General features: G+C 44.6%; 31 protein-coding genes and 3 pseudogenes. 22 read left to right on the forward strand and 12 right to left on the reverse strand.

Going from position 1 to position 24,255, the window contains the following annotated elements; all coding sequences use genetic code 11:
• The 8 genes and pseudogenes from ACIQXV_RS28205 to rpsI form a co-directional block, all read left to right on the forward strand.
• Nucleotides 1-868, forward strand: a pseudogene (locus tag ACIQXV_RS28205) (DNA-directed RNA polymerase subunit alpha); the annotation flags it as partial.
• Between the two features lie 52 nt (nucleotides 869-920).
• Complete coding sequence (gene rplQ, locus ACIQXV_RS28210; protein ID WP_402965231.1) at nucleotides 921-1,283, forward strand: 50S ribosomal protein L17; 363 nt, start codon at nucleotides 921-923, stop codon at nucleotides 1,281-1,283.
• A 415-nt stretch (nucleotides 1,284-1,698) separates the two neighbouring features.
• Entirely contained in the window at nucleotides 1,699-2,538 is an 840-nt protein-coding gene (locus ACIQXV_RS28215) for an energy-coupling factor ABC transporter ATP-binding protein (RefSeq protein ID WP_402965234.1), read from the forward strand.
• Entirely contained in the window at nucleotides 2,514-3,383 is an 870-nt protein-coding gene (locus ACIQXV_RS28220) for an energy-coupling factor ABC transporter ATP-binding protein (RefSeq protein ID WP_402965236.1), read from the forward strand. The genes ACIQXV_RS28215 and ACIQXV_RS28220 overlap by 25 nt, the downstream gene beginning before the upstream one ends.
• A complete protein-coding gene (locus ACIQXV_RS28225) occupies nucleotides 3,380-4,177 on the forward strand; it encodes an energy-coupling factor transporter transmembrane component T family protein (RefSeq protein ID WP_402965239.1) in 798 nt (265 codons plus the stop codon). Before ACIQXV_RS28220 ends, ACIQXV_RS28225 begins: the two co-directional genes overlap by 4 nt.
• Nucleotides 4,178-4,192: 15 nt before the next feature.
• Nucleotides 4,193-4,942 (forward strand): tRNA pseudouridine(38-40) synthase TruA, encoded by a 750-nt coding sequence (truA, locus tag ACIQXV_RS28230; protein ID WP_402965242.1) that lies wholly within the window; start codon nucleotides 4,193-4,195, stop codon nucleotides 4,940-4,942.
• A 246-nt stretch (nucleotides 4,943-5,188) separates the two neighbouring features.
• A complete protein-coding gene (gene rplM, locus ACIQXV_RS28235) occupies nucleotides 5,189-5,626 on the forward strand; it encodes a 50S ribosomal protein L13 (RefSeq protein WP_402965244.1) in 438 nt (145 codons plus the stop codon).
• Between the two features lie 20 nt (nucleotides 5,627-5,646).
• Complete coding sequence (rpsI, locus tag ACIQXV_RS28240) at nucleotides 5,647-6,039, forward strand: 30S ribosomal protein S9 (protein ID WP_402965247.1); 393 nt, start codon at nucleotides 5,647-5,649, stop codon at nucleotides 6,037-6,039.
• 86 nt (nucleotides 6,040-6,125) lie between these two features.
• Here the strand turns inward: rpsI and ACIQXV_RS28245 are convergent, their stop codons facing one another.
• A complete protein-coding gene (locus ACIQXV_RS28245; protein WP_402965250.1) occupies nucleotides 6,126-6,725 on the reverse strand; it encodes a site-specific integrase in 600 nt (199 codons plus the stop codon).
• A gap of 331 nt (nucleotides 6,726-7,056) precedes the next feature.
• On the opposite strand from ACIQXV_RS28245, the gene mtnK reads away from it, so the two are divergent.
• Nucleotides 7,057-8,262, forward strand: coding sequence for an S-methyl-5-thioribose kinase (gene mtnK, locus ACIQXV_RS28250; protein ID WP_402965253.1), 1,206 nt, complete (start codon nucleotides 7,057-7,059; stop codon nucleotides 8,260-8,262).
• A gap of 352 nt (nucleotides 8,263-8,614) precedes the next feature.
• Here mtnK and ACIQXV_RS28255 read toward each other — a convergent pair whose 3' ends face one another.
• Complete coding sequence (locus ACIQXV_RS28255; protein WP_402965255.1) at nucleotides 8,615-9,070, reverse strand: LysR family transcriptional regulator substrate-binding protein; 456 nt, start codon at nucleotides 9,068-9,070, stop codon at nucleotides 8,615-8,617.
• Nucleotides 9,071-9,111: 41 nt separating this feature from the next.
• Here ACIQXV_RS28255 and ACIQXV_RS28260 point away from each other — a divergent pair, with 41 nt between their 5' ends.
• Complete coding sequence (locus tag ACIQXV_RS28260) at nucleotides 9,112-9,225, forward strand: chorismate synthase (RefSeq protein WP_402965351.1); 114 nt, start codon at nucleotides 9,112-9,114, stop codon at nucleotides 9,223-9,225.
• A 62-nt stretch (nucleotides 9,226-9,287) separates the two neighbouring features.
• On the opposite strand, the gene ACIQXV_RS28265 is transcribed toward ACIQXV_RS28260, so the two are convergent.
• The 3 genes from ACIQXV_RS28265 to ACIQXV_RS28275 form a co-directional block, all read right to left on the reverse strand.
• A complete protein-coding gene (locus ACIQXV_RS28265; RefSeq protein WP_402965258.1) occupies nucleotides 9,288-10,070 on the reverse strand; it encodes an alpha/beta fold hydrolase in 783 nt (260 codons plus the stop codon).
• Nucleotides 10,071-10,219: 149 nt separating this feature from the next.
• On the reverse strand, nucleotides 10,220-10,345 hold the full coding sequence (locus ACIQXV_RS28270) for a hypothetical protein (RefSeq protein WP_402965261.1): 126 nt from the start codon (nucleotides 10,343-10,345) through the stop codon (nucleotides 10,220-10,222).
• A 21-nt stretch (nucleotides 10,346-10,366) separates the two neighbouring features.
• Nucleotides 10,367-10,879 (reverse strand): tetratricopeptide repeat protein, encoded by a 513-nt coding sequence (locus ACIQXV_RS28275; RefSeq protein WP_402965263.1) that lies wholly within the window; start codon nucleotides 10,877-10,879, stop codon nucleotides 10,367-10,369.
• Between the two features lie 326 nt (nucleotides 10,880-11,205).
• On the opposite strand from ACIQXV_RS28275, the gene ACIQXV_RS28280 reads away from it, so the two are divergent.
• The 4 genes from ACIQXV_RS28280 (at nucleotide 11,206) to ACIQXV_RS28295 (ending at nucleotide 13,068) form a co-directional block, all read left to right on the forward strand.
• Nucleotides 11,206-11,592: an adenylyl-sulfate kinase gene (locus ACIQXV_RS28280; protein ID WP_402965266.1), complete on the forward strand. Its 387-nt coding sequence runs from the start codon at nucleotides 11,206-11,208 to the stop codon at nucleotides 11,590-11,592.
• Between the two features lie 133 nt (nucleotides 11,593-11,725).
• On the forward strand, nucleotides 11,726-11,851 hold the full coding sequence (locus ACIQXV_RS28285) for a hypothetical protein (protein ID WP_402965269.1): 126 nt from the start codon (nucleotides 11,726-11,728) through the stop codon (nucleotides 11,849-11,851).
• Between the two features lie 18 nt (nucleotides 11,852-11,869).
• Nucleotides 11,870-12,811: a phenylacetate--CoA ligase family protein gene (locus tag ACIQXV_RS28290; RefSeq protein WP_402965271.1), complete on the forward strand. Its 942-nt coding sequence runs from the start codon at nucleotides 11,870-11,872 to the stop codon at nucleotides 12,809-12,811.
• Complete coding sequence (locus tag ACIQXV_RS28295; protein ID WP_402965274.1) at nucleotides 12,808-13,068, forward strand: acyl-CoA synthetase family protein; 261 nt, start codon at nucleotides 12,808-12,810, stop codon at nucleotides 13,066-13,068. Before ACIQXV_RS28290 ends, ACIQXV_RS28295 begins: the two co-directional genes overlap by 4 nt.
• Before the next feature lie 581 nt (nucleotides 13,069-13,649).
• On the opposite strand, the gene ACIQXV_RS28300 is transcribed toward ACIQXV_RS28295, so the two are convergent.
• On the reverse strand, nucleotides 13,650-13,910 hold the full coding sequence (locus tag ACIQXV_RS28300) for a hypothetical protein (RefSeq protein WP_402965277.1): 261 nt from the start codon (nucleotides 13,908-13,910) through the stop codon (nucleotides 13,650-13,652).
• Nucleotides 13,911-15,001: 1,091 nt separating this feature from the next.
• On the opposite strand from ACIQXV_RS28300, the gene ACIQXV_RS28305 reads away from it, so the two are divergent.
• Complete coding sequence (locus ACIQXV_RS28305) at nucleotides 15,002-15,193, forward strand: hypothetical protein (protein WP_402965279.1); 192 nt, start codon at nucleotides 15,002-15,004, stop codon at nucleotides 15,191-15,193.
• 109 nt (nucleotides 15,194-15,302) lie between these two features.
• Complete coding sequence (locus ACIQXV_RS28310) at nucleotides 15,303-15,674, forward strand: reverse transcriptase domain-containing protein (protein ID WP_402965282.1); 372 nt, start codon at nucleotides 15,303-15,305, stop codon at nucleotides 15,672-15,674.
• 63 nt (nucleotides 15,675-15,737) lie between these two features.
• On the opposite strand, the gene ACIQXV_RS28315 is transcribed toward ACIQXV_RS28310, so the two are convergent.
• From ACIQXV_RS28315 to ACIQXV_RS28325, 3 genes are all read right to left on the reverse strand, one after another.
• On the reverse strand, nucleotides 15,738-16,046 hold the full coding sequence (locus ACIQXV_RS28315) for a hypothetical protein (protein ID WP_402965285.1): 309 nt from the start codon (nucleotides 16,044-16,046) through the stop codon (nucleotides 15,738-15,740).
• Nucleotides 16,047-16,131: 85 nt separating this feature from the next.
• The gene (locus ACIQXV_RS28320; RefSeq protein WP_402965287.1) at nucleotides 16,132-16,863 is read right to left on the reverse strand and encodes a tetratricopeptide repeat protein; all 732 of its coding nucleotides are present in this window, start codon (nucleotides 16,861-16,863) and stop codon (nucleotides 16,132-16,134) included.
• Nucleotides 16,860-17,411, reverse strand: coding sequence for a tetratricopeptide repeat protein (locus tag ACIQXV_RS28325; RefSeq protein WP_402965290.1), 552 nt, complete (start codon nucleotides 17,409-17,411; stop codon nucleotides 16,860-16,862). The genes ACIQXV_RS28320 and ACIQXV_RS28325 overlap by 4 nt, the downstream gene beginning before the upstream one ends.
• A 375-nt stretch (nucleotides 17,412-17,786) precedes the next feature.
• On the opposite strand from ACIQXV_RS28325, the gene ACIQXV_RS28330 reads away from it, so the two are divergent.
• The 5 genes and pseudogenes from ACIQXV_RS28330 (at nucleotide 17,787) to ACIQXV_RS28350 (ending at nucleotide 22,201) form a co-directional block, all read left to right on the forward strand.
• The gene (locus ACIQXV_RS28330; protein ID WP_402965293.1) at nucleotides 17,787-17,972 is read left to right on the forward strand and encodes a hypothetical protein; all 186 of its coding nucleotides are present in this window, start codon (nucleotides 17,787-17,789) and stop codon (nucleotides 17,970-17,972) included.
• A gap of 50 nt (nucleotides 17,973-18,022) precedes the next feature.
• Complete coding sequence (locus tag ACIQXV_RS28335; RefSeq protein ID WP_402965295.1) at nucleotides 18,023-19,366, forward strand: phenylacetate--CoA ligase family protein; 1,344 nt, start codon at nucleotides 18,023-18,025, stop codon at nucleotides 19,364-19,366.
• Nucleotides 19,367-19,400: 34 nt separating this feature from the next.
• The gene (locus ACIQXV_RS28340) at nucleotides 19,401-20,636 is read left to right on the forward strand and encodes a phenylacetate--CoA ligase family protein (RefSeq protein WP_402965298.1); all 1,236 of its coding nucleotides are present in this window, start codon (nucleotides 19,401-19,403) and stop codon (nucleotides 20,634-20,636) included.
• A 24-nt stretch (nucleotides 20,637-20,660) separates the two neighbouring features.
• Nucleotides 20,661-21,548: pseudogene (locus tag ACIQXV_RS28345) on the forward strand (bifunctional 3-deoxy-7-phosphoheptulonate synthase/chorismate mutase); the annotation flags it as partial.
• Nucleotides 21,549-21,604: 56 nt separating this feature from the next.
• On the forward strand, nucleotides 21,605-22,201 hold the full coding sequence (locus ACIQXV_RS28350) for a 4-hydroxybenzoate synthetase (RefSeq protein ID WP_402965301.1): 597 nt from the start codon (nucleotides 21,605-21,607) through the stop codon (nucleotides 22,199-22,201).
• Nucleotides 22,202-22,323: 122 nt separating this feature from the next.
• On the opposite strand, the gene ACIQXV_RS28355 is transcribed toward ACIQXV_RS28350, so the two are convergent.
• The 3 genes from ACIQXV_RS28355 to ACIQXV_RS28365 all read right to left on the reverse strand — a co-directional run bounded on the left by ACIQXV_RS28355 (nucleotide 22,324) and on the right by ACIQXV_RS28365 (nucleotide 23,333).
• Nucleotides 22,324-22,602 (reverse strand): hypothetical protein, encoded by a 279-nt coding sequence (locus tag ACIQXV_RS28355; RefSeq protein ID WP_402965303.1) that lies wholly within the window; start codon nucleotides 22,600-22,602, stop codon nucleotides 22,324-22,326.
• 27 nt (nucleotides 22,603-22,629) lie between these two features.
• Nucleotides 22,630-22,869: a hypothetical protein gene (locus tag ACIQXV_RS28360; RefSeq protein WP_402965306.1), complete on the reverse strand. Its 240-nt coding sequence runs from the start codon at nucleotides 22,867-22,869 to the stop codon at nucleotides 22,630-22,632.
• 227 nt (nucleotides 22,870-23,096) lie between these two features.
• Nucleotides 23,097-23,333: a hypothetical protein gene (locus ACIQXV_RS28365; RefSeq protein ID WP_402965309.1), complete on the reverse strand. Its 237-nt coding sequence runs from the start codon at nucleotides 23,331-23,333 to the stop codon at nucleotides 23,097-23,099.
• Nucleotides 23,334-23,486: 153 nt separating this feature from the next.
• On the opposite strand from ACIQXV_RS28365, the pseudogene ACIQXV_RS28370 reads away from it, so the two are divergent.
• Nucleotides 23,487-24,255, forward strand: a pseudogene (locus tag ACIQXV_RS28370) (hypothetical protein); the annotation flags it as partial.

A 24,255-nucleotide genomic window follows, 5' to 3' on the forward strand; every position in this document is an offset into this window, starting at 1 on the left:
GCCACTTGAGCGTGGATATGGTACCCCTTTGGGTAACTCCTTACGTCGTATCCTACTCTCTTCACTCCCAGGTGCCGCTGTTACATCGATTCAGGTCGATGGGGTACTTCATGAGTTCTCAACAATTGAAGGCGTCGTAGAGGATGTAACATCCATCATTTTAAACATTAAAAAATTAGCTTTAAAAATCTACTCTGATGAAGAGAAAACACTTGAAATTGATGTTCAAGGTGAAGGACCTGTCAAGGCAATGAATATTACCCATGATAGTGATGTTGAGATTTTAAATCCCGACCTTCATATTGCAACATTAGCTTCAAATGGACATCTTCGCATGCGTTTAACAGCTAGACGTGGTCGTGGATATACACCGGCTGATCAGAACAAGAGAGAAGATCAACCAATTGGTGTGATTCCAATTGACGCCATTTATACGCCAGTTTCACGTGTGTCTTATCAAGTAGAAAGCACTCGCGTAGGTCAAATGACAAATTATGATAAGCTAACGCTAGATGTTTGGACAGATGGAAGCACTGGGCCAAAAGAAGCGATTGCTCTTGGTTCGAAAATTTTGACCGAGCATTTGAATATTTTCGTTGGGTTAACCGATGAAGCACAAAATGCTGAAATTATGATTGAAAAAGAAGACCACCCACCCGACAAAGTGCCAGCCATGCCACTTGAGGAACTCGAACTGTCCGGTCCTTCATAGAACTGCTTAAAGCGTGCTGGAATCAATACCGTTCAGGAATTAGCTAATAAGACCGAAGAGGATATGATGAAGGTTCGTAACTTAGGCCGTAAATCACTCGAAGAAGTGAAGGCAAAACTAGAAGAGCTTGGATTGGGATTGCGTAAAGACGACTAGTCTAACGTATAGCTAATCCGTTTTATGACTTCAACAAAGGAGGGAACCCTTCATGGCATACAGAAAGTTAGGACGCACAAGTGCACAGCGTAAAGCTATGCTACGTGATTTAACTACAGATTTAATTATCAATGAGCGCATCGAAACAACAGAAACTCGCGCGAAAGAACTTCGTGTGACTGTTGAAAAAATGATCACTCTTGGAAAGCGCGGCGATTTACATGCACGTCGTCAAGCTTCTTCATTTGTTCGTAATGAAGTTGCTAACGCTGAAAATGGTCAAGATGCAGTTCAAAAACTTTTCGCTGATATCGCTCCACGTTATCAAGAGCGTCAAGGTGGATACACTCGAATTATGAAACTTGGACCACGCCGCGGTGACGGTGCACCAATGGTTATTATCGAGTTAGTTTAATACCTTTTAACAGACAACAAGGGCGCTGGACAGTTTACAAACAAACTTGTTCTTTGCCCTTTTTCTGTAAAGAAAATTTTAATAGCGAACGAACCAAGCCAAACGAGTGTTATGATGAGCGTGACTCCTTTCAATGGAGCGATTAGGAAAGGGTTATTAATCTTTCCCGGAATGAATACTTGTATTCTTTTTTACGACTCGTCTAGCTCATGCACCTCCTCCCATTTCTTTATAGAAATCCCTTTTTTCGCAGATTATTCGATGCTGCCCGGGGACGAGGTGCGGGCTTTTTTTGTTATAATGGACATTATTGATAGAAAAAGTTAAAGTTTTTCCTTAAGATCAAAAGTAAAGTTATATATAAAGAATATATAAGGAAATGTTGAGATGAGATTAGCTGAGAGGAGGAATATCAATGAATGAGTCAATTGTGTCGCTTAAGGGAGTGTCCTTTCAATACGATTCACAGGAACGGTATGCCTTAAATAACGTAAGCTTCGACATTTATGACGGGGAATGGCTGGCAATTGTCGGTCATAATGGTTCCGGTAAATCTACGATGGCAAAGCTCCTAAATGGTCTGCAATTCCCGCAGCAAGGTGATATTTCTATTTGTGGCATGCAGCTTAACGAAGAGTCGATATGGGATATTCGCAGGAAGATTGGAATGGTTTTTCAGAATCCTGACAATCAATTTGTTGGTACAACTGTACAGGATGATGTGGCTTTTGGTCTAGAAAACAATGGGATACCCAGGGATGATATGGTGCAGCGGGTCGAAGATTCATTAAGAAAAGTGAAGATGGACCAATTTCTATATCAAGAGCCCCACCATCTTTCGGGTGGACAGAAGCAGCGGGTAGCCATTGCTGGTGTTTTAGCGTTAAGACCTTCCATCATTATTCTAGATGAAGCGACTTCCATGCTTGACCCAAGAGGACGTGAGGAGGTATTAGAGACGGTTAGACTTTTAAAAGAGGAGAAATCCCTCACCGTCATCTCGATTACTCACGACCTGGAGGAGGCAGCTAAGGCGGACCGCATCATTGTCATGAATAAAGGAGAAGTATTTCGCGAGGGAACACCAGAGGAAATTTTTTCAATGGATGAGCAATTGATTCAATTAGGATTGGATATTCCTTTCTCAGTAAAAATGAGCAAAGCATTCCGGCAAAAAGGGATTGACCTATCAAAGCATTATTTATCGGAAGAAGAGTTGGTGACAGAGCTATGGACATCTCACTTCAGCATATAGAGTATCGTTATCAAGCAAACACCCCTTTTGAACGGCTGGCTATTGAGGATGTATCGATTGATATTCCGGCAGGAACATATATGGCGATCATTGGCCATACCGGATCTGGCAAGTCGACGGTATTACAACATCTAAATGCCCTGCTGCAGCCTACAAAAGGAACAGTGAAAATAGGCGAGCATGAAATCAAATCACAGCAGAAAAATAAAAACTTAAAAAAAGTGCGTCAAAAGGTTGGGATTGTGTTTCAGTTTCCTGAACATCAATTGTTTGAAGAAACAGTCGAAAAAGATATTATCTTTGGCCCAATGAATTTTGGTGTTTCTGAAACAGAGGCAAAGAAGAGAGCAAGTCTCGCCTTGAAACAAGTCGGATTGGCGGAAGAAATTTTAGAAAAATCACCGTTTGACCTTTCAGGTGGACAAATGCGCCGTGTAGCGATTGCCGGCGTGCTGGCAATGGAGCCCGATGTGATTGTCCTGGACGAGCCCACCGCCGGATTAGACCCGCGCGGACGTAAAGAGATTATGGATATGTTTTATGCGCTCCATAAGGAAAGAAACCTTTCTACCATCCTCGTTACACATAGTATGGAGGATGCGGCAAGATACGCGGACAAAATCGCCATTTTGCAGCAAGGGAAGGTCGTAAAACAAGGAACACCGGAAGAAATTTTCTCATCGCCAGCTGATTTGGTCCAAATGGGACTTGATGTCCCTGAGGTAGTACGATTTCAGTTAAAGCTCGAGGAGAAAACAGGGTTGAAGTTAGAAAAAATCTATCTTTCAATTGAAGAGTTGTCTACCGCTGTTACAGATTCCTTAAACAGAGGTGTCCGCTCATGATGGAAAAAATGATTTTTGGTCGCTACGTCCCTGCTGATTCAACGGTCCATAAAATGGATCCTCGTTCAAAATTAATCATTATCTTCCTTTTTGTTTGTATTATTTTTCTAGCAAATAACATGATTACCTATGCACTCATCGGAATTTATACTTTTTATATGCTCGGCATGTCCCGTATTCCTGTTCGCTTTTTGTATGGGGGACTAAAGCCAGTTTTATGGCTTGTTTTATTTACACTTGTGCTGCAGCTGTTTTTTACAAAAGAAGGTGCTCTTCTATTCGAATTGGGTCCGATAAAAATTTATGAAGAGGGACTTAGGATGGGGATCTTTATCTCCTTACGATTCTTCTTTTTGATATTAATGACATCTTTACTGACTTTAACGACGACTCCGATTGAGATCACAGATGGACTTGAAACCCTATTGAATCCTTTGAAAAAGATTCGTTTTCCTGTTCATGAAATGGCGTTGATGATGTCGATATCACTAAGGTTCATTCCTACTTTGATGCAGGAAACAGATAAGATCATGAAGGCACAAATTGCCCGCGGTGTTGAGTTTTCCAGCGGTCCTTTCAAGGAGCGTATAAAGGCGGTTATTCCGCTTCTCATCCCCTTGTTTGTCAGCTCCTTTAAACGGGCTGAAGAGCTTGCGATTGCCATGGAAGCCAGAGGCTATCGCGGTGGTGAGGGAAGGACTAAATACAGGCAATTGAACTGGAAAACAGCAGATTCACTGCAAATAATTGTTTTAGCAATTTTAACAATTCTTTTATTCTTATTACGTTCATAATGGAGCGGCAAAATCATGCAAAGGTATAAATGCATCATATCCTATGATGGTTCGGGGTTTTCCGGGTATCAGGTACAGCCAAATAAACGTACAGTTCAAAAAGTACTTGAAGCGGTTTTAGCAAAAATGCATAAGGGTAATCCGGTTAAAGTGACTGGGTCCGGACGAACGGATGCCGGTGTCCATGCAAAAGGACAGGTCATTCACTTTGACTCCCCGCTTTTGATTCCTGAAGAGAAGTGGGAAGCCGCCTTAAATTCCATGCTTCCTGAAGATATTTCCGTTTTGGCGGTTATCAACGTTGACGCATCCTTTCATGCCCGTTTTGATGCGGTTGGGAAGGAATACCGCTATGTGCTTTATTTATCTTCTATCCGGGATCCGTTTCAGCGGAATTATGCTTGCCGATATCCATACCCTTTAAATTTGGGGTTGATGAAGGAGGCAAGTAAATATTTCCTTGGAACCCATGACTTTACTAGTTTTTGCGCAGCAAAGACCGAAGTGAAGGACAAAATCCGTACGATTGAGACGATTGATTTTATCATGGAGGATAGTTACCTTACACTGCGCTTTGTTGGCAATGGCTTTTTGTATAATATGGTTCGGATTCTTGTGGGAACATTATTAGCAGTTGGCTCAGGAGACATGAAGCCTGAAGAAATCCCTGGGATATTGGAAAAAAAGGATCGGCGATTCGCCGGGAAAACAGCGCCTGCAAACGGTTTGTATCTTTGGGAAGTCCATTATGAAGAAAATAATTAAAGCAACCCGACCTGGTGTAACATCTTCTTGACAATTGGACTGTAAGTATTTATTATATTATATGTGTGTGTTTTTAATCCCACGATAAAGCCCCGGAAAGTCTTCATCGTGATTGAAAATATTTGAATTGAAACTTAAGCGCACTAGGGCATTAGTCGGTCGTTCCCGGAACAGAATGAATCGCTACTTGCTTTATAAAGGTGCGAAAATCATAATCTTTAATGGATTTAATTAGGAGGGAAACTCATGCGTACAACATTTATGGCAAATGCCAATAATATCGAGCGTAAATGGTACGTGATTGATGCTGAGGGCAAAACTCTTGGACGTCTTGCATCTGAAGTTGCATCAATTTTACGTGGTAAAAACAAACCAACTTTTACACCACATGTTGACACTGGTGATAATGTAATCATTCTTAACGCATCTAAAGTAGAACTAACTGGTAAGAAATTAACTGACAAGATTTACTACCGTCACACAATGCACCCAGGTGGTTTGAAACAAAGAACTGCTCTTGAAATGCGTACGAACTATGCTGAGAAAATGATCGAGCTTGCTGTTAAAGGCATGCTTCCAAAGAATTCTCTTGGTCGTCAAATGTTCAAAAAATTACACGTATACGCTGGCGCAGAACATCCGCACCAAGCACAAAAACCTGAAGTTTACGAACTTCGCGGTTAATAAAGAGGGAGGGAATTTACTTGGCACAAGTTGAATATATTGGTACTGGTCGTCGTAAGAGCTCTGTCGCACGTGTGCGCTTAGTTCCAGGTACAGGTAAAATTACAATTAACGGACGTGACATCGAAGATTATATCCCATTTGAAGCTTTACGTATGGTTGTAAACCAACCATTAGTAGCTACTGAAACAAAAGGCAGCTATGATGTTCTTGTAAACGTAAGCGGCGGTGGATACACTGGTCAAGCTGGAGCAATCCGCCACGGTATTGCTCGCGCATTACTTAAAGCCGATCCTGAATATCGTCCAACATTAAAACGCGCTGGATTATTAACTCGTGATCCACGTATGAAAGAACGTAAAAAATACGGACTTAAAGGCGCTCGTCGTGCACCTCAGTTCTCAAAACGTTAATCTATACGTTTCAAAGGCTCTCAACCAATTTGGTTGGGGGTCTTTTTTATTATTAAAAAGTGCTTTTGACCACATCTGACCACCAATCAAAGCTCAATATACTTTTGGAATTTTGAGGCGGTTTGCTCTTTAAGGGTGTTTGTTACATGGGTGTATATATTCATTGTCATTTGAATATCGGTGTGACCTAGCCGCTCTTGTACTTCTTTAATACTCGCGCCAGCTTCAAATAATAAGGAGGCGTGAGTATGACGTAAACCGTGTATAGTTATCTGATGAAGATTATGCTTCTTAATTAAAATATTTAGCTTTTCATTAAGGTATGCTAAGCGTAATGGTGCTCCATCTCCCCTTATAAAAACAAGGTTATTTCCATCATTTTTTATTCCGTTAGCAAAACCCTCTTTCATATGGCTTATACGCCACTTTTTAAGCAAGGCAAGGGTTTTGTTATCTAAACTAATTAAACGTTTAGAATCCCTTGTTTTTGGCGTTTGGAAGAGGTATTTTCCATCAGTTTGGAACAGGGTTTTCCATAAGCGGATAGAGCCACCCTCAAAATCAATATCATCCCATGTTAGCGCTAATAATTCCCCTTTTCTAGCCCCGGTGTAAATTAAGAGGTGAAAAAGTACATGATCCCGAAGTGATATTTCCTTTTTTGTAATGGAAAGGAACTTTTTCACCTCTTCCTTTGTCCAGTAATTGCGCTCCTCGAATTGATTTTCCTCAGTTAGTAATTCTTTTTGCTGTTTTGGTATGGTTACGTGCTCCATTGGATTTTTTGAAATAATGTCCATTTTTACAGCATATCAGTGATTAGGTAATCAAGAATCACTATTCATATATTTCAGCATATTAATATATTAACGAGTTTACGCTTTTTTTCTTAGCGGGCTGTCGCCAAGCCGCCAGCATTGCGGTGCGTCAATACGCCCTTGCCATCACGGAACAGCTACAGCCCGTGCTCGATATATGCTAGGCTAAATAGAAATCGGTATTCGGAGGGATGCGGAAATGACAAATTATCACGCCTTAACGCAAGTGGAAGCGGTCGAGTATGCACACGGTATCCAGGATGTATTCCCGGATGGTGCGCAGCTGAAGTCACGGGAGATCGGCGACGGTAATCTTAACCATGTGTTTCATATATCGGACCCGGCATCAGGGCGAGCCTTAATTCTGAAGCAGGCGCTGCCTTACGCCAAGGTGATCGGCGAATCGGTTCCCTTGACGCTGGACAGAGTACGCATTGAATACGAAGCATTGCGCATTCAAGGGGAGCTTTGCCCTGATCTGACGCCAAAGGTATACGCGTACGATCCGGATTTGGCGTTGATGGTCATGGAGGATTTGAGTGATCACATCGTCATGCGCCGCGGACTGATGGAGCGGGGCCGTTATCCGTTGTTCGTCGGGCATATCGGATCATTCTTGGCGCGGACGTTGTTCTTCACCTCGGACCTGGCCATGGACCAACAGGAGAAGAAACTGCGGATGAAATCGTTCATCAATCCGGAGCTTTGCAATATCACCGAGGATCTTATCTTATACGCTCCTTATACAAAGTCCCGGATGAATATCTTCGAGCCTCATATCCGTGATGCCGTTGAGCGCATTTGGGCGGATAAGGAGCTGCATCTCGAGGTCACGCTGCTGAGGGAGAAATTTCTGACGAAAGCACAGGCCCTGCTGCATGGCGATTTGCATACAGATAATATCTTCATCAAGCCGGATTCTACGAAGGTTATTGATCCCGAATTTGCTTATTACGGTCCGATGGGCTTTGATATCGGGACGGTTATCGCCAATCTGCTGCTGAACTATTCAGGCCAAGAGGGCTGGAGCACGGATGCGCTGGAGCGCTCCGATTACCGCCGCTACCTGCTGGATACCGTGCACGACTTATGGTCACAATTCGAGCTTCAGTTCCGCGAGCTTTGGAACGGGCATGCCGCCGACCGGATGGCGAAGACCCGAGGATATCAGGATTTGTATGTGGCAAGACTGCTGCAGGACACAATCGGATTTGCCGGGGCGATAATGTTGTGCCGCGTCCATGGTTTTATCCACGTCGCGGACATCGACCACATCGAAGATGTGGCTGCCCGCGAACGGGCACAGCGGATCGCGCTGGAGATCGGCGTGATGCTGATCAAACGGAACCGCTCCACCCGCTCTATTGAGGAAGTGTTGGATATCGCTTTAAAAGCTGTAAACTAAGGAGCCGAACTTATCATAACGAACGAAGCTGAACATGCTGCGGCTGGGGAACAAAGCTGGCTGCAGTCGGTACGCTGAAACGGTGATCGCCTTAGGCAGCAATGACACAGGGAAGAAATATGTTTTAACATTTGTCCCAGCCTGTAGACAAACCTTCCCATCGGAAGGGGTCTACAGGCTTTTTCGTTGAAATAATAAATTGAACGATAGCTTAACCCACGCATTGAATGAGCTGATGCAAACTACTCGCTCTGAGAAAGGAGCATTCGGGTGAAACGATCAGCCGCTAAACGACAACTTGATGTCATGGCGGACAGCGAGGCCGATGCTCCTAAGGGGGGAGCTCATCGTCCTACTGAAACTCGATTAGCTTACCGCTTCGAAGCTCCTCCTTCACGAAGGAGCGGGTAATGAAAGCAGTCCCGCAACCTAAACTCGCAAACTCTATAAGCAAATCGATACTTCCCAGCTCTATATCCGGCTTCACTGTGAAACCCCTGGCCGCAAACCATTGCTCCAATAATAACCGTGAACTGCTCCCCGGAGATAATAGAAGGAAAGGCGGCTGCGCCAGTTCGCTCGTTGATAATGTACGACTCGCCAAATCTTGATAGGCTGCCCCTCCTAAGAAGGAATCCTCTAATGTAGCCAGTGTCCGGATATCCAACTGCGAATCGTATATGGGCATGTGAACAATTGCGCAATCGATCAGGCCTTCTTTAAGGCGCTGTGTGAGATCAGGCGTTCTGCCATGTAAAAGACGGATCCGTATGCCAGGATATTTCGTATGAAACAAGTTCTGTTCCACAGAAGACCATCAACATTAAAGGAGAAGATCAGCAGATTCGCATAGGAGGCCGGCATGATCCGTGCATTTGCCCGAGAATCGTGCCGGTCGTCGAGGCCATGGCATGTCTCGTTTTGGATGATCAGTTCAAACGACATGCCGCAATGTTGGACTGAATGAAAAGACGACAACTCATTCAAAATGAATAAGAGTCGTCTTTTTGTTTCGTTAATGCCGATCAATCTACGAAACGATGGATTTCCTCCAACACCTTGCGATGCTCCTGTGAAAAGACACCGTGGCCCGCATGGGGAAATAGAATCAGCTTGGAGCCTGGAATACGACGGTTCAGAATCTTGGCGTGCTTCGGACTGAAGACCCAATCATCCTCGCCGTGAATAATAAGCGTTGGTGCCGAAATTCGCCCGAGCCGATGGTACGAATCGAAATTCTTGCTCGCATCACGATGAATCTCCATGCTTCTAGGGTTCGAAGGCGCGATCTGCATCCGTTCCACGAGCGAATCGATCAAGTCCGGATTCTCCTGGATATAGGCTTTGGAGTAAAGCATATTTAGCGTGTCTTGCGGGGAATATGCAGCGTTCTTTCGCATCAGCCACTTGATCATCCGAAAAGAAGGTGGCACCCGTTTGACCCCGCAGGTCGTGGAACATAAGATTAATTTCGACACGCGGCTGGGGACTTCGATTGCAAGCTCCTGCGCAATCATTCCCCCCATGGATTGGCCTAAAATATGTGCCTTTTCGATATCGAGCGCGTTCATTAGCCCAATGACATCCTTGGCCATATCCGAGATGTCGTACGCTTCTGTCGGAGCATCGCTCCGGCCTGTACCTCGATGATCGAGCATGATGAAGCTGTTCCTTTCGCTTAACGCGGCCTTGATTGCCGGGTTCCACCAGTCCATGTTGCTGTCTTTTCCTGTAAGCCCGATCAAAGGAAATCCTTCCCCGATCGATTCATAACAAATGGTAATGCCGTTGACGAATACTTTTTCCAAAATTTTCCACTCTCCAATTTCGTAATCTCTTGCCGCGAATGAACGATATCCAAGATCAATATATTCTACGGAAGGAAATAGAGTGAGGTTGAAGGGGAAAGGCCCTCAGCCGATTGACGGCTTGAGCCTTTCCGCGTAGAACTCCTGTTTTATTTCTCTTCCGCCGATTGGTTCGTCCACGTGGATTCCTCGGACATTTCCGAATTCTGTTCCTGTGGGGAGCTTGCCTTTATGCGCTTCCGTCCTATCGCTATTAATTCTTGGCCGAATGTCAATGGTCTCCTCCCTCTCTTTTCTTATGATTTTTGATCGAGACGCTGCAAGACTGAATTTGCTGTGTCAGGTTTTCCTGCATTTTGGTAAGCTGCACTTAGGTTTCGCAGTACTTCGCGTACTTGCTTTGGAGTAAGGTAGTTGGAATTCTCTTTATAGTGGTCAAGCAGGAAGGTGAGGTCCTCGATCGTCGTTTCCGAGCAATGGAAAAAGGACTCCGGCAGCCTCAGACAAATGTTCCCGCGCAACAACCGAATTTCTTTATCGTTTGAGTCTAAAGAAACGGCCCGATTCAATGCGTCTAATCCCCCTTGCGCCTTATCCGCTCTTTCCAGAATTTTAACGGCATCCCGGCCTAAAAGAACGAGAGTACTGCCGTAATAGGCTTCAATTAGCGCATTCTCAGGCTCGGCCTCACGAAGCTTTAAGAGCATCTCGTTTGCTTTTATCACCGCTTTTTTGTCTCCGTCCACCCCATTATTATGGAGTGTTTTGGCTTCCTCGAATTGTTTAATATGGACGCTTTGATCTGCCATTCCTATCGACCTCCGATATTGAAAATCTGGGTACTTCTCCAACCCGTAAAAGCAACACAGATAAATCCTCTCCTTGCATTTCCAATTTACTTGTTAAGATATGTGCGATCCCCATATAGAGGTTAGATGAAATACCCATTTATTTAAAAATGTACGTTTGTCCGAGTCAAGTCTTTACATTCGTGCATTCCATAACAGTAATTACGGAGGAGGGCAGAAACTTGTCGGAAAGCGTGGCAGCCGTCCCAAATTACAAGAGATGACCGCTGGACATAAACCTGAATTACCGCTCTTATGTTCTGGATGGGGATAACATCCGCCACGGTTTGAACAAAGACCTCAGTTTCGGTCCGGATGACCGTAGGGAAAATATTCGCAGCATCGCGGAGGTGGCAAAGCTTTTTGTCGATGCGGGAATCCGTTACGGCGTTCATTTTACCTTATCGTGCGATCGTAACATAGCACGATCTATTATTCATGAAGGAGAGTTTATAGAGGTTAATGTAAAATGCCCGCTTAGCGAATGCGAAAGGCGGGATCCGAAAGTACTATATAAAAAAGCGAGAGCAGGCGAAATCTTGCAGTTTACCGGCATTTCCGCTCCATACGAGCCTCCGGTGCGACCGGAGATCTTGATAGAATTGGATAGGCAAAACGGTAAGCGAGTCAGCCGCCCAGGTCCTGGACTTTCTAACATTATATATACGGAGTGACCATGGAATGTTCACACATAGCCGTCTGTAACAATTTTCTCGTCGAAACTGGTTTTAGGCACATGGTTATTGTAGTAAGTTTGTTCACACTTTACCATAAATGAACAGGCTATTGCTTCTTAGGAGGGTTTTTATGAAATTGCAATCCCATAAGATGATGGTTTCCATTGACGAGCATTCATCCCATCTGGAACCATTCAAGGGTTTTTTTAAGCAATTAGACGATGAAGGAAGAACCATTGAAAAGCTGCCTCGGTAAAGAATTGAAGACTATCAGTTGAAAGCCAATAACGCTACGCTTGCCCATGTCTGGGACAAGAATGAATATTACCGTTCGAAGCTGGAAGAAGCGGGCTTCACGGAACCGAAAATCGAAAGCCTGGAGCAATTAGCTTCAGTACCGCTGCTCAAGAAAGACGTTATACGAGGAGATAAGCAGAAAGTCTTATGCGTCGATCCGAAAGAAATCGGTCAGGTTCACCTTACAAGCGGAACTTCGGGGAAGCCGATTTATACCTCCTACACGTTAGCTGATCAGTATATATACGATATACTGCCCAAATATTTGGAAATATTCAAGGAGTCGGGCGAGGATGTTGCGGCCATTGCGCTGCCGTATGAGTTTGCACTGCCCGGTCTCGGTTTTCAACGTTTGTTCCAGTTTGCGTTCAGAACGGCGGTGCTGTCGCTCGGCAAAGGCGGATACATGGCTCCCGTCGATAAGTCATTGGAGCTGATGAAGGAATACCAAGCCACGGTACTTGCTACCACTCCTTCCTATGCAGCACTTTTGGTGGAAGAAAGCGAGAAGTATGGTATCAAAATAGGTGATGATATCCGCCTCAAGAAGATTTGGCTTACCGGTGAAGGGTGCTCCTCTACCTTCCGCGACCGGCTGGAGAAATGGTGGGGCTGTGAAGTGTCATTCTTCTACGGCTCGACAGAGTGCGGGGGTGTTAGTGTTGAATGCAGCGAACACAAAGGGTATCACGTCATGGAAGGACATGTAAAGGTAGAAATTATTGATCCTGTTTCGGAGAAGCCGCTTCCGTACGGCAAAACCGGAGAGATCATCGTAACGACGCTGCTGCGTGAAGGAATGCCGATGGTGCGTTACCGAACCGTGGATATCGGTTATTTGCAAAAGGCCAGATGCGTTTGCGGGAACACCATGGACGTTTTGCAGCTGAGAGGCAGAAAGGAAAATATGTGCAATTGAATGGTGAGGATTATTCCCCGTTCTTGTTGGAACACTTCCTTATGGAAATTCCCGATGTGGGCATGTGGTATTATTTCAAGCTGAATAACGAAGTTCTGAAGATCGAAGCCGAGCCGTTTCGGACGAAATTAAGCGACGAGCAATTGGCGGAGAAAATCCGAAAGCATATGGCTGATCGGATCGGGATTGACTGCCAGGTCGAAATCAGACACGACATCCCCCGTACTTTCGGCAAAGTGACCCGAGTGTTTAATTAGTCAAAACCTTTTAAACAGGAGAGGAGGTGATAAACCATGAGTGACAAAGAAACGAAAGAGCAGAAGCAAGCAAGAAAGCTATTAAAGAAAGCGGATAAAGCAAAAGCAAAAGAACAGAAGCACCTCGAGAAACAAGCGCGGAAAGGGGAAAAATAAGTACAGAGTAACGAACCGGAAGAAGAGTAGTGGAAAAGGCTGACTCAAAAGGGAAGTGCTGTCCCTAAGAGTCAGCCTTATTTACCATACCCCTTCGTTGAATACGTTCCGAAAGGAGCTTTTCTTACGGGCACGTTATTGTTTTCTTGCTTTTTCTTTCATTTTGCATTGATTGGCATATTTTTGGCTTAGACTTCTTTTCAACTTTTCCCAGACTTTTTTACTTTGTTCTGTTTTTTTAGTCGTATTATTTATTGCTTGTAGTTCTCGACGGGCTTTTTCTCTTTCTACTTCGGCACGTTTAGCCTGTTTTTCCTCTTTTGTTGTCTTTCTAGTGCCATCTTGGCTTTATTTCTTTCAGCCCTTTTTAGAAGGTTCTGTTCTTTCTTTTCTTCTGGTGTCATGTGCTTGTTTTTTCCTTTATTTTATTTGTCAGTTAATAATTTTAAGGCTTTTGAAATAGCATCAACCATGGTCATTTCATTTATAAATGCGTACTCTCTAAGTAATTTAAAATCATCTGGTTTGATCCGAACAGTTTTATATTTTTCGTGTGGAAAAGTCTGTTTAGAAGTGTAGGGAATTTCTTTTTCTTCTGCATTATTTACAAGTGTTTGATTAAAAGGATTAGTCTTTTTAAAGCTATTTTTATTATTGTTATTAAATGGATTTTGCTTTTCATCCATGCTATTTACCTGCTTTCTTTAGAATTTCTTTTACTACTTTTTCATACATTCCAAGTGCCTTTTTATCATGAAAATCTTCTCTTTGTATGCCAGTTAATGCATACCGTTTAATCCGTTCTCTTTTATAAACATGCGTTTTAAATAGCAAACCATGTAGTTGTTCTTTGGCCTGTTCTACAATATAAGTATCGACTTTATTCTTTCAAGGGCGGCAGCACAACAGACTGAAAGAAAGGGAGGGGTATCTTTCCAACAGTCTGTACGTGTCACTTCAGGATTAAAGGGCCCGATAACCACGGACTGTACGGATATCTCCTACATTCCGTAGGTTCCTGTTCCTTTTGCGGCAAGCCGCCACCCTGAACGAGCCGTAAGACTTGATAGAACCTTTAGGAATAAAAATCTTTAAAGAATGAAAAGGATAGCAGCCAATGGGCTGCTTTGTGTTTGACGGGCAGTCGCATTGGGCGCTGATGAAATCAGCGTCCTTCCATTCTTTAACAGGACAGAGACGTCACTTTGGTGAAACGACTGGATGAATGTTAGATAAGTGAATTCCAGGTGGTGAAAATCCATCCCCGAGGAGACTGACCTAGCTCGGGAAGTCTAATCTAGGGCAATATCGCGAGGTGTTGTCTGAAGGAGATGTGGAAAGTCGAGAGACCCGTAGGCGAAAGGGCAGACCCTAATGCAAAAAGTGTGAAGTACGGCGGCAGGATAAGATAAGTTGGCGACTCTTCGAAAAGTGAGGAAGCCCACTCAATGACATTTCCTCTAGAAGTCAGATCGAGGAATGTGGCTTATTTTGTGATGGTGCAGGATATGTTTGGTAGGAAAATGCGATAACCCCGTGAGATCTCCACCCTACCAACAGGCAGGGTTCTTATCTATAAGGGAAATCTGAAGTGATAAAGAACGGGTGGAGAAGTCAGAGGTTCCCATAGTACGGAAGTAGCTCTATGACCATAGCCTGAGTGAACGGAAGGGGAATGACCTATGGCTCCAAGCCATGAACAAGATGTAATGTCAACATTCACGTTACTGCGGTAAAACTGTTTGAATGTACATCAAGGAAAGGCGTGGAATATGAAATGAATCAAGAGTGGAAATTTAAACTACACAGTGTATATGGTCAACTTCTATTTGATCGTAAGCTCACCGAGAGTTTTCTAAAGGTAAAAGAAAACAAGGGGGCAGGAGGAATAGACAGGGAAACCATCGAAAGCTACGAAGCGAAATTAGAAGAAAATATCATGAATTTACTTGGGGAAACTAAGGAATAAAACCTATCAACCACAACCCGTTAAGAGACTGTACATTCCTAAGAAAGATGGAAAGAAACGTCCTTTAGGTATTCCTACTATAGAGGACCGCATAGTTCAATAGAGTGTGGTGAATGTTCTCCAACCTAAATTTGAGGATAAACTGTTTCATTGCTGGTCGGTTGGATATCGGCCCAATCGCGGAGTAAAAAGAGCATTGCAGATTATCCATTGGAACATAGAACAAGGATACAATCATATCTATGACTGTGATATTAAAGGATTCTTTGACAACATACCGCATAACAAACTTCTGACCGTATTGAAGAAATATGTATCAGATCGAACGGTCTTAAATATGATTCAACAATGGCTTAAAGCTGGTTATATAGAAGAAGGCAGAACCATTCATTTAGAATACGGCACACCCCAAGGGGGGGTTATATCTCCTCTCCTTGCGAACGTCTACCTTAACGAACTGGATTGGGATTGGGATTTATGAGGATGAAAGGGAAAGGCCCTCAGCCGATTGACGGCTTGAGCCTTTCCGCGTAGAACTCCTGTTTTATTTCTCTTCCGCCGATTGTTTCGTCAACGTGGATTCCTCGGACATTTCCGAATTCTGTTCCTGTGGGGAGCTTGCCTTTATGCGCTCCACGCCCTGGTTCATTAAGTCTTTGCCAGTCGATATAACACCGGTCATCAAGGAATTGGTGACAGTTCCGAAAGTTAAACCTAACGGTTGATTATCGTCGCGCTCCATATTCGCAAGCTCTTTGCCGACGTGGGTAGCGCCGCTTTTCAAAGCAGCATTGGCAAAATTTGCGATCTCTTTCCTTACTCCCCTGAAGATCCCTTTCATGAGTTCTGACATTTGCATCACCTCCTTTCTGATCCTGCGATTTACCCGGGTAAGGGGATGATTCTTGCTCTAGTGTCGTATTTTCTTCTTGTGACGCTTACGGGGAGCTTCTTGTTTCTTCTCCTCTTCCTTCTTGTTTCTTCTCCTCTTCATTCTTGTTACCGTTAATCTTCTTTTCCGCCCATTTGAGGAGTATATTGCCGGCGGAGCGAGCGGCTTTTCCAATCAAGATCGATGTGATGCTGTCGTTGTCTGGGATGTGTTCAACCGAAGGTTTGCCTTCCAAGGATTGCAGCTTTAGCCTGAGAAGCTGCCTGAATTCCGGATCCTGAGTTTGCTGCTCCAGCTTCGTCCAGCATCTGGCCGCATCTTCGTTCTGACCGATTCGGCGATACGCCTCGCCGAGCTCGTAGGTTAGTTTCGTGTAGTCATTGGCCCCGAGTATGCCTTCTTGAAGTGAATCCCGATCGATCAGGAAGGTATAATCTTCAATTACCTTCCGCGTCCGTTGGAAATACTTCTCTGGCAGCCTGTATGCGGACCTGCCGCGAAGATATCGGATCCTGCTGTCGTGCGGAGCGGCTGCTACCGCTTTGTCGAGAAGCTTTAAGCCGTTTTTCGCCCATTTCAGCCTTTCGAGCGGGGTCGTTTTATCCCGAGCGATTAAAAGCATGATGCTGCCATGGTAAGCTTCCGCATGAGGGTGGTCCGGATAATCGAGTCGCAGCTGTTCTAACAGCTGATGCGCTTCCTGAACGGCGGTTACATTGCCTCTCGCACCTTTCTTATACAGCGAGATAATCTTGTCGAGTCTCTCATCGAATGTCAATGGTCTCCTACCTCCCTTTTCTTATGATTTTTTCTTAGTTTCAATTGATCGAGACGCTGCAAGACTGAATTTGCTTTGTCAGGTTTTCCTGCATTTTGGTAAGCTGCACTTAGGTTTCGCAGTACTTCGCGTACTTGCTTAGGAGTAAGGTAGTTGGAATTCTCTTTATAGTGGTCAAGCAGGAAGGTGAAGTCCTCGATCGCCGTTTCCGAGCAATTGAAAAAGGACTCCGGCAGCCTCAGACAAATGTTCCCGCGCAACCACCGAATTTCTTTATGGTTTGAGTCTAAAAAAACGGCCCGATTCAATGCGTCTAATCCCTCTTGCGCCTTATCCGCTCTTTCCAGAATTTTAACGGCATCCCGGCCTAATAGAACGAGAGTACTGCCGTAATAGGCCTCAATTAGCGCATTCTCAGGCTCGGCCTCACGAAGCTTTAAGAGCATCTCGTTTGCTTTTATCACCGCTTTTTTGTCTCCGTCCACTCCATTATTATGGAGTGCTTTGGCTTCCTCGAATTGCTTCATATGAGTGTCGTTTTTTGCCATTTCAATTCCCCCTTCCCGGACGTTACGAATAATCGATCCTTAACCAATTTCATTCCCGAGCAACTTCCGGTGTAAAGCCTCTCCAAAGCGTTATTTTCAAAGTCTAGCAAAAATAGTCCGCCCTGATCTGAACCACTGGCTGGACAGCTTATCAGAAGACGTGTATTGAGATATTCAAAATCTTGATCATTCTCCAAGCCGAATAACAACACGGATCAACCCCCTCCCTAAAATAAACGATTTGTGCTAGTTACGATATGTATGGTTTATATGAACGGTTTGGGTGGATAATTCATTTTATATAAAATGTGTTCTTGTCCGAATCAAGTATCACTTTCCTTGCATTTCATAAAGAGTAAGGTAGGAGTGGAGAAGGTGAATGATGGAAAGCTAAATAAAGAAGAGAAAAAAGCAGAAAAAGCAAAAAAAAGAGAAGACAAGTTGGCAGAAAAAATGGAAGAGAAGCAGGTTAAAGATAAACGGAAATACAACAAAAAAGATTGTAGCAAGAAATTAATAGAGATGGATCAAATCTCAGGGCAATTGGTACATGCAGTTTAGGCCGCGTAGATTCTAAGAGTATTAAGAATACATGCAAATGGAGGATTTAGATGAAGTTTCAAACTCATAAGATGACAGTTTCCATTGACGAACATTCATCCCATCTAGAACAATTTAAGGAATTTTATAAGCAATTGGATGATGAAGGAAAAACCATTGAAATAATTCCCCATCAAGAAACAGAAGATTATCAGTTAAAAGCTGTTAACGCCACTCTTGCTCATGTGTGGAACCGAAATGAATACTACCGTTCGACGTTGGAAGAGGCAGGTTTCACAGAGCCTAAAATCGATAGTCTAGAACAATTAGCTTCCGTACCGATGCTGAAGAAAGATGTCATTAGAGGTGATAAACAAAAGATATTATGCGTCGATCCGAAAGAAATAGGCCAAGTTCACCTAACTAGCGGTACATCGGGTAAGCCAATATATACCTCTTACACATTAGCTGATCAATATGTATACGATCTGCTGCCGAAGTATTTGGAGCTGTTTAAGGAGTCGGACGATGATGTCGCGGCAATTGCGTTGCCTTATGAATTTGCGCTGCCCGGCCTTGGATTTCAGCGATTATTTCAATTTGCGTTTGGTACGGCGGTTCTATCGCTTGGCAAAGGCGGTTACATGGCTCCTATCGATAAGTCGTTGGAATTAATGAAGGAATTTCAAGCCACGGTCCTTACTACAACCCCTTCTTACGCAGCACTCCTAGCAGAAGAAAGCGAGAGGTTAGGTATAAAAATTGGTGAAGATATTCGCCTGAAGAAAATTTGGCTTACCGGCGAAGGATGCTCCTCCACCTTCCGGGGACGGCTGGAAAAGTGGTGGGGATGCGAAGTCTCGTTCTTCTACGGCTCAACCGAGTGCGGAGTTGTCGGTGTAGAATGCAGTAAGCATAAAGGGTATCACGTCATGGAAGGGCATGTGAAAGTCGAAATCGTTGATCCGGTTTCGGAGGAAGTGCTTCCGTACGGTCGAACGGGAGAAATCGTTGTGACGACACTGTTGCGTGAAGGAATGCCGATGGTACGCTACCGGACCGGGGATCTTGGCAGCTTGCAAAAATCCAAATGCGATTGCGGAATCACAATGGATGTTTTGCAGCTAAGAGGCCGAATGGAGCACATGCTGCGCTTGGGCACCGAAGACTATTCTCCATTCTTGATCGAGCACTTTCTCATGGAGATTCCCGAAGTAGGTTTATGGTATCACCTTAAGCTGGATCAAGGAGTGCTCACAATCGAAGCCGAGAAGTTTCGGACGAAGCTAAGTGACGAGCAATTGGTGGCAAAAATTCAAAAGCATATGGCTGATCGGATTGGGATACATTGCGAAGTCGTAATCAGACACGATATCCCTCGTACGTTTGGCAAAGCGATCAGAGTATTCAATTAGCTATATACAAAAAACGAGAGAGGCAGGTGCTTTAATGACCGACATCGATAGAGAGAGGGATCGAAAGTTTCAGGAGATGTATGTGCGTATTCTAAATTCCCCTCTGTACAAGAGGAAATTATCGAACTATGCTTTAAACGGCATTGGATTGAGTCACATCCAGACACTTCCGTTAACAACAAAGGAAGATCTGCGGAAAGCCGGCCTCTTCGGTCACCTCGCCGTCGATATGAAGGAAATCGCTCAATACCACGAATCGACCGGCACGACCGGGGAGCCCTCCGCTGCCTGGTTTACGCAAAAGGATTTGATGATTGGCGGAAGACAATTGAAGGAATGCGGCGTGCGTTTGACGTCTGAAGATCTGGTGCTGATCCGTTTTCCTTATGCAATGGCGCTGCCTGCATTCTTAATGCAGCATGCAGCTTGGCAGACAGGAGCTGGGGTTGTTCCCGCAAGCGGACGTACTGTAGTTACCCCTTACCCCAGAGTGTTAAGCCTGATGAAACATCTTTCTGTCACGGTGTTGGCGGGACTCCCGCGTGAGATGGAACTGCTGGCCGAGGCGGCTCGTCTCGGCGGTTCTGAGCCGAGCAAGGACTTTCCGGCTCTGCGCGCCATATGCGTCGCAGGTGAATTAATGAGCGACAAGCGCAGGAAGCATATAGAAAAGCTGTGGAGCGTGCCTGTATTTAATATGTACGGTTCGACGGAAACTGCCAATATCGCTACAATGTGCGAGTATGGCACAATGCATATCGTAGAACAAGATTTTTTCGTAGAAGTACTGAATGAGGACGGTTCAAGCCCCGTCGCTTATGGAGAAAGAGGGTTTGCGGCGATCACGACGCTTTCCCATCAGGGTTCTCCTCTGCTGCGATACTTTAATGAAGACATTATTTCTTTAGAGCCCTTTTTATGCGATTGCGGCCGAACTGGAGCCAAGCTGGTTCATTACGGCAGAAGCAAGGATCGAATCCGTTTCGGAAACACTGTCCTAGACGCAATGGATATTCAGGAAGCCGTATATTCGTTGTCTCCTGCTCCGGATGCTTGGAAGGTGCTAGAGCAGGAAGAGGGGTTGCACATTTTACTAGATTCGCATGATTCCGGGAAATGGTCGGAGGAAAATGTCCGTTCTCGATTATCTTCTCGACTTCAAGTGCCGGTCACCGTTGAAATCATTACGTTGCTCGATCGTGTCGATCTCATGAGTAACGTTCCATCGATAAAGCCTGTATATATCAAAAAGCGAAGTAACGGCTCATAGAAATAGATCCAATGAATTCGAAAGCATAACGATAATTGGTTAGGAAGATTCCCCATAATTAGACTGAAAGAAGGGTTATTCATCATGAGCAATAAATTGCAACAAGAGAAATCACCTCTTCTCGTAAGCCGCCACCATAAAAGCGAGGATACGATTATTACTATTAAGCAAGCGGTGATCGGTGGTTCATCGCATACGCTGATCGCAGGTCCCTGCTCGATCGAATCGAGAGATCAGCTCGTAACGGTTGCTTCCGCTTTAAAGAAAGCTGGCTTAACGGTCATACGCGGCGGGGCGTTCAAACCGAGAACTTCTCCTTACGATTTTCAAGGGCTAGGTGAAGAGGGATTAAAAATTATGAAGGATGTGGCGGATGAAACCGGATTGGTGACCATCAGCGAAATTATGAGTCCCACTCAAATCGATACAGCCGCCCGTTATATCGATATCTTTCAAATAGGCGCGCGCAACATGCAGAACTTCGACCTGCTGAAAGCCGTCGGCCAAACGAAGAAGCCTATACTACTGAAACGCGGCCTTTCCGCTACTTTGGAGGAGTTTATGCTCGCAGCAGAGTATATTCTGCATCAAGGGAATGACCGGGTCATGTTAATCGAACGTGGTATACGCACTTTCGAGAAAGCGACTCGCAATACGCTTGATATTTCCGCTGTTCCAATCTTAAAGAAGGAGACCCATCTTCCAGTGCTAGTGGATGTCACTCATTCTACCGGGCGGAAAGATATTCTGCTGCCTTGTGCAAAGGCAGCGCTTGCCGCTGGTGCCGACGGGATTATGGTTGAGGTGCACCCGAATCCCCCGGCCGCTCTCTCCGACGCGAAGCAGCAAGTCAACATTGAAGAGTTTCATGCGTTCTGGAAGGGGCTCTGCGATTCCGGCTTGTACCATTAACAATCTTCAATAACTGTCGAAAGAGTCGCGCACAATTGTCTAATGGAGGTGAGAGTATGATAGACTCACAGTTTGAGCGAAAGGCGTCGGATGTTTTACACGGATTGATATTTGACTTTCTATTAGTAACAGATGGACGAACAACGGATTTGCTAGAATTGCTGTTGAACGAGAAAATGATTGTACAGGTGATCCGGCAAGAACAAATAGGTGGAGAGGATGCAAACCTGATGGGTAAATCCTCGGGAGGCCCGTACTATATTCGAGAATCGGTTTTGATCGGCGAGAAAAGTCGATTTGTCGTGTCACACAACATTGCGCTAGTATATTCTAAGCATGTACCTCCCGCTTTGTTCGAGAAAATTGCGCATGGACAAGAGGGAATTGGAAAAGCGATCAGCTCACTCGGAATGCGTACATTCCGAAAGGTGGCCGACTCCGGATTCATGAACGAAGCGGAAACGGTCGATCTTTTCCAACGGCCGATCAAGATCCACTTTCCTAATCTGCAAAATAAGGTGCCTTACAAAAGATACTTCATTTATTTCGGACGTAAACCGGGGATTCAGATGCTCGAATATTTCCATCCGAGCATCATCGGACACCGTTTACAGCAAGGGATGACGAAAGAGCAATCGAACAAAGAAGAATAAGGTTCTGAAAGAAGAGTAACTGATAAATGGCTGGCTCTACAGGGAGAAACGCATCCCTTAGAGTCAGCCATTGCTTTTGAATATGCAGGCCTCAGCAGTGAATTATATGCTGACAGGCTTCCTTATTCTTTTCTCGATTTTGCTTTCATTTGTTCGAAGATATCGACTCCGGAGATGACCATTTGTTCACCAGCATATTGTACACCCTTCTTTACGGCTTCGAATAATTTTCCTGCAACGATAACGAATGGTTGATCACGATCTTCTACAGCTTCAATGATTTCTTGCTCGGCTACGTTTGCTCCGTTTTTGACCGCCGTCGTGTAGTTAGTGACAAAGTATATAAATCCCCGATTGATTTCGCGAAAAATTCTCGAAAACTCTTGATTTTCCCTCGACAACTGTTTCACCTCCTTACGATACTACATTTAGCCATTCTCGACTCTTTCCTCGTTCAACATACCACTGCAATACTCCACTTCCTGAAAACGATCGACCCGTTGATACGCTTCACCAATCTCGTAGATCACTCTATAATAAGTGTCTTTATAATGACTGCCCGGTTGACGTAGTTCCCACTCAATAAGATGGATATAGTCTTCAATGGCTATTTCCACAGGATACAAGGATCGATCGGGTAACAGGGAAGCTGCCGAAATGCGGAGCATACGGGAGGCAGTATCCTGGGTGAAGAAGCAACAGCTTCATCGAGAAGCCTCAGTCCTCGTCTCGCCAGCTCACTCTTTTCTATCGGATTCGAGGCATCCCTTGCCATCAAAACCGCAACGTTGCCGTGGTATGCTTCGTTATCGAGCATCCGGGATGTTCCAGACGCAATTGTGAGAATATGCGGTTTGCTTTCCGAATGGAGTCTACATTTCCTGCTGCGCCTTCATCATGAAACTGAATCGCTACAGCCAGACTCTACTCGTCGGATTCGGCTTTCAACGGTCGCAACCTCGTCATCCTGCATCGGAACGGAATCAATCGTTCCCGTTCGTTTCTTGCCGTACCTAGATGTAAACAATGCTACGATAACGCCCACCACTAGTACGAAAACAAACACGCCGCATAAACTCATGCCCAGAATGAATAAGATTTTATCCCCAAAATCCATGTTCCTATTTTTCATTCTACTTTCACTCCTTCCTTATAAGAATAGTTCAGTATATGAAAAAATACCCTAGATCATATAGGTAATGGATTAGAATTCGTGAATTCCACTTCAGCCCAATCCAGATTCGCTAACTCACATAAACATATATTTAAAAGGAGGTTTCCAATCATGGGACATAATCAGAGGGAATCTGATTCTAATCCGGTCGCAGATGAAGAAGCACTTTCGACGGTTTCGAAACAGGAGGGCGATTTGGAGTCGAAGCGGTTTATCCAAGAAGAGTTAGAGAAACCAGAAAATCAGGAAAAGGATGAAGGAAAAGAAGACTCGGAGAAGACCTCGTCGGCTGAGACGGAGTTTACTCTCAATTCCCATCCGGTCGTAGATGAGGAAGCACTTTCGACGGTTTCGAAACAGGAGGGCGATTTGGAGTGGAAGCGGTTTATCCAAGAAGAGTTAGAGAAACTAGAAAATCAGGAAAAGGATGAAGGAAAAGAAGACTCGGAGAAGACCTCGTCGGCTGAGACGAAGTTTTCTCTCAGTTCCCTTATCGAGCAGTTACCTTTAGAACAATTGATCGATTCGGCAATACGAATTTTTAATAAGAAGACAGAACCGGAAGAAAAGAACCAGAAAGAAGAGAAAGGCCAAAGAGGCACCGAAGAAAAGAACCAGAAAGAAGAGAAAGGCCAAAGAGGCGCCGAAGAAAAGAACCAGAAAGAAGAGAAAGGCCAAATAGGCGCCGAAGAAAAGAAACGGAAAGAAGAGAAAGGCCAAAGAGGCGCCGAAGAAAAGAACCAGAAAGAAGAGAAAGGCCAAAGAGGCGCCGAAGAAAAGAACCAGAAAGAAGAGAAAGGCCAAAGAGGCGCCGAAGAAAAGAAACGGAAAGAAGAGAAAGGCCAAAGAGGCGCCGAAGAAAAGAAACGGAAAGAAGAGA

Origin of the sequence: Neobacillus sp. NPDC097160, assembly GCF_044762155.1 — a bacterium.
In the GTDB taxonomy this organism is placed as follows: Bacteria; Bacillota; Bacilli; order Bacillales; family Cytobacillaceae; genus Neobacillus.

Bases quoted from the DNA above. Each gene is read 5' to 3' on its own strand.
- rplQ (WP_402965231.1), top strand. From the start codon at position 921: ATGGCATACAGAAAGTTAGGACGCACAAGTGCACAGCGTAAAGCTATG.
- ACIQXV_RS28215 (WP_402965234.1), top strand. From the start codon at position 1,699: ATGAATGAGTCAATTGTGTCGCTTAAGGGAGTGTCCTTTCAATACGAT.
- ACIQXV_RS28220 (WP_402965236.1), top strand. From the start codon at position 2,514: ATGGACATCTCACTTCAGCATATAGAGTATCGTTATCAAGCAAACACC.
- ACIQXV_RS28225 (WP_402965239.1), top strand. From the start codon at position 3,380: ATGATGGAAAAAATGATTTTTGGTCGCTACGTCCCTGCTGATTCAACG.
- truA (WP_402965242.1), top strand. From the start codon at position 4,193: ATGCAAAGGTATAAATGCATCATATCCTATGATGGTTCGGGGTTTTCC.
- rplM (WP_402965244.1), top strand. From the start codon at position 5,189: ATGCGTACAACATTTATGGCAAATGCCAATAATATCGAGCGTAAATGG.
- mtnK (WP_402965253.1), top strand. From the start codon at position 7,057: ATGACAAATTATCACGCCTTAACGCAAGTGGAAGCGGTCGAGTATGCA.
- ACIQXV_RS28275 (WP_402965263.1), bottom strand. From the start codon at position 10,879: ATGGCAGATCAAAGCGTCCATATTAAACAATTCGAGGAAGCCAAAACA.
- ACIQXV_RS28285 (WP_402965269.1), top strand. From the start codon at position 11,726: ATGAAATTGCAATCCCATAAGATGATGGTTTCCATTGACGAGCATTCA.
- ACIQXV_RS28300 (WP_402965277.1), bottom strand. From the start codon at position 13,910: ATGGATGAAAAGCAAAATCCATTTAATAACAATAATAAAAATAGCTTT.
- ACIQXV_RS28305 (WP_402965279.1), top strand. From the start codon at position 15,002: ATGAATCAAGAGTGGAAATTTAAACTACACAGTGTATATGGTCAACTT.
- ACIQXV_RS28315 (WP_402965285.1), bottom strand. From the start codon at position 16,046: ATGTCAGAACTCATGAAAGGGATCTTCAGGGGAGTAAGGAAAGAGATC.
- ACIQXV_RS28325 (WP_402965290.1), bottom strand. From the start codon at position 17,411: ATGGCAAAAAACGACACTCATATGAAGCAATTCGAGGAAGCCAAAGCA.
- ACIQXV_RS28335 (WP_402965295.1), top strand. From the start codon at position 18,023: ATGAAGTTTCAAACTCATAAGATGACAGTTTCCATTGACGAACATTCA.
- ACIQXV_RS28340 (WP_402965298.1), top strand. From the start codon at position 19,401: ATGACCGACATCGATAGAGAGAGGGATCGAAAGTTTCAGGAGATGTAT.
- ACIQXV_RS28350 (WP_402965301.1), top strand. From the start codon at position 21,605: ATGATAGACTCACAGTTTGAGCGAAAGGCGTCGGATGTTTTACACGGA.
- ACIQXV_RS28360 (WP_402965306.1), bottom strand. From the start codon at position 22,869: ATGCTCCGCATTTCGGCAGCTTCCCTGTTACCCGATCGATCCTTGTAT.
- ACIQXV_RS28365 (WP_402965309.1), bottom strand. From the start codon at position 23,333: ATGAAAAATAGGAACATGGATTTTGGGGATAAAATCTTATTCATTCTG.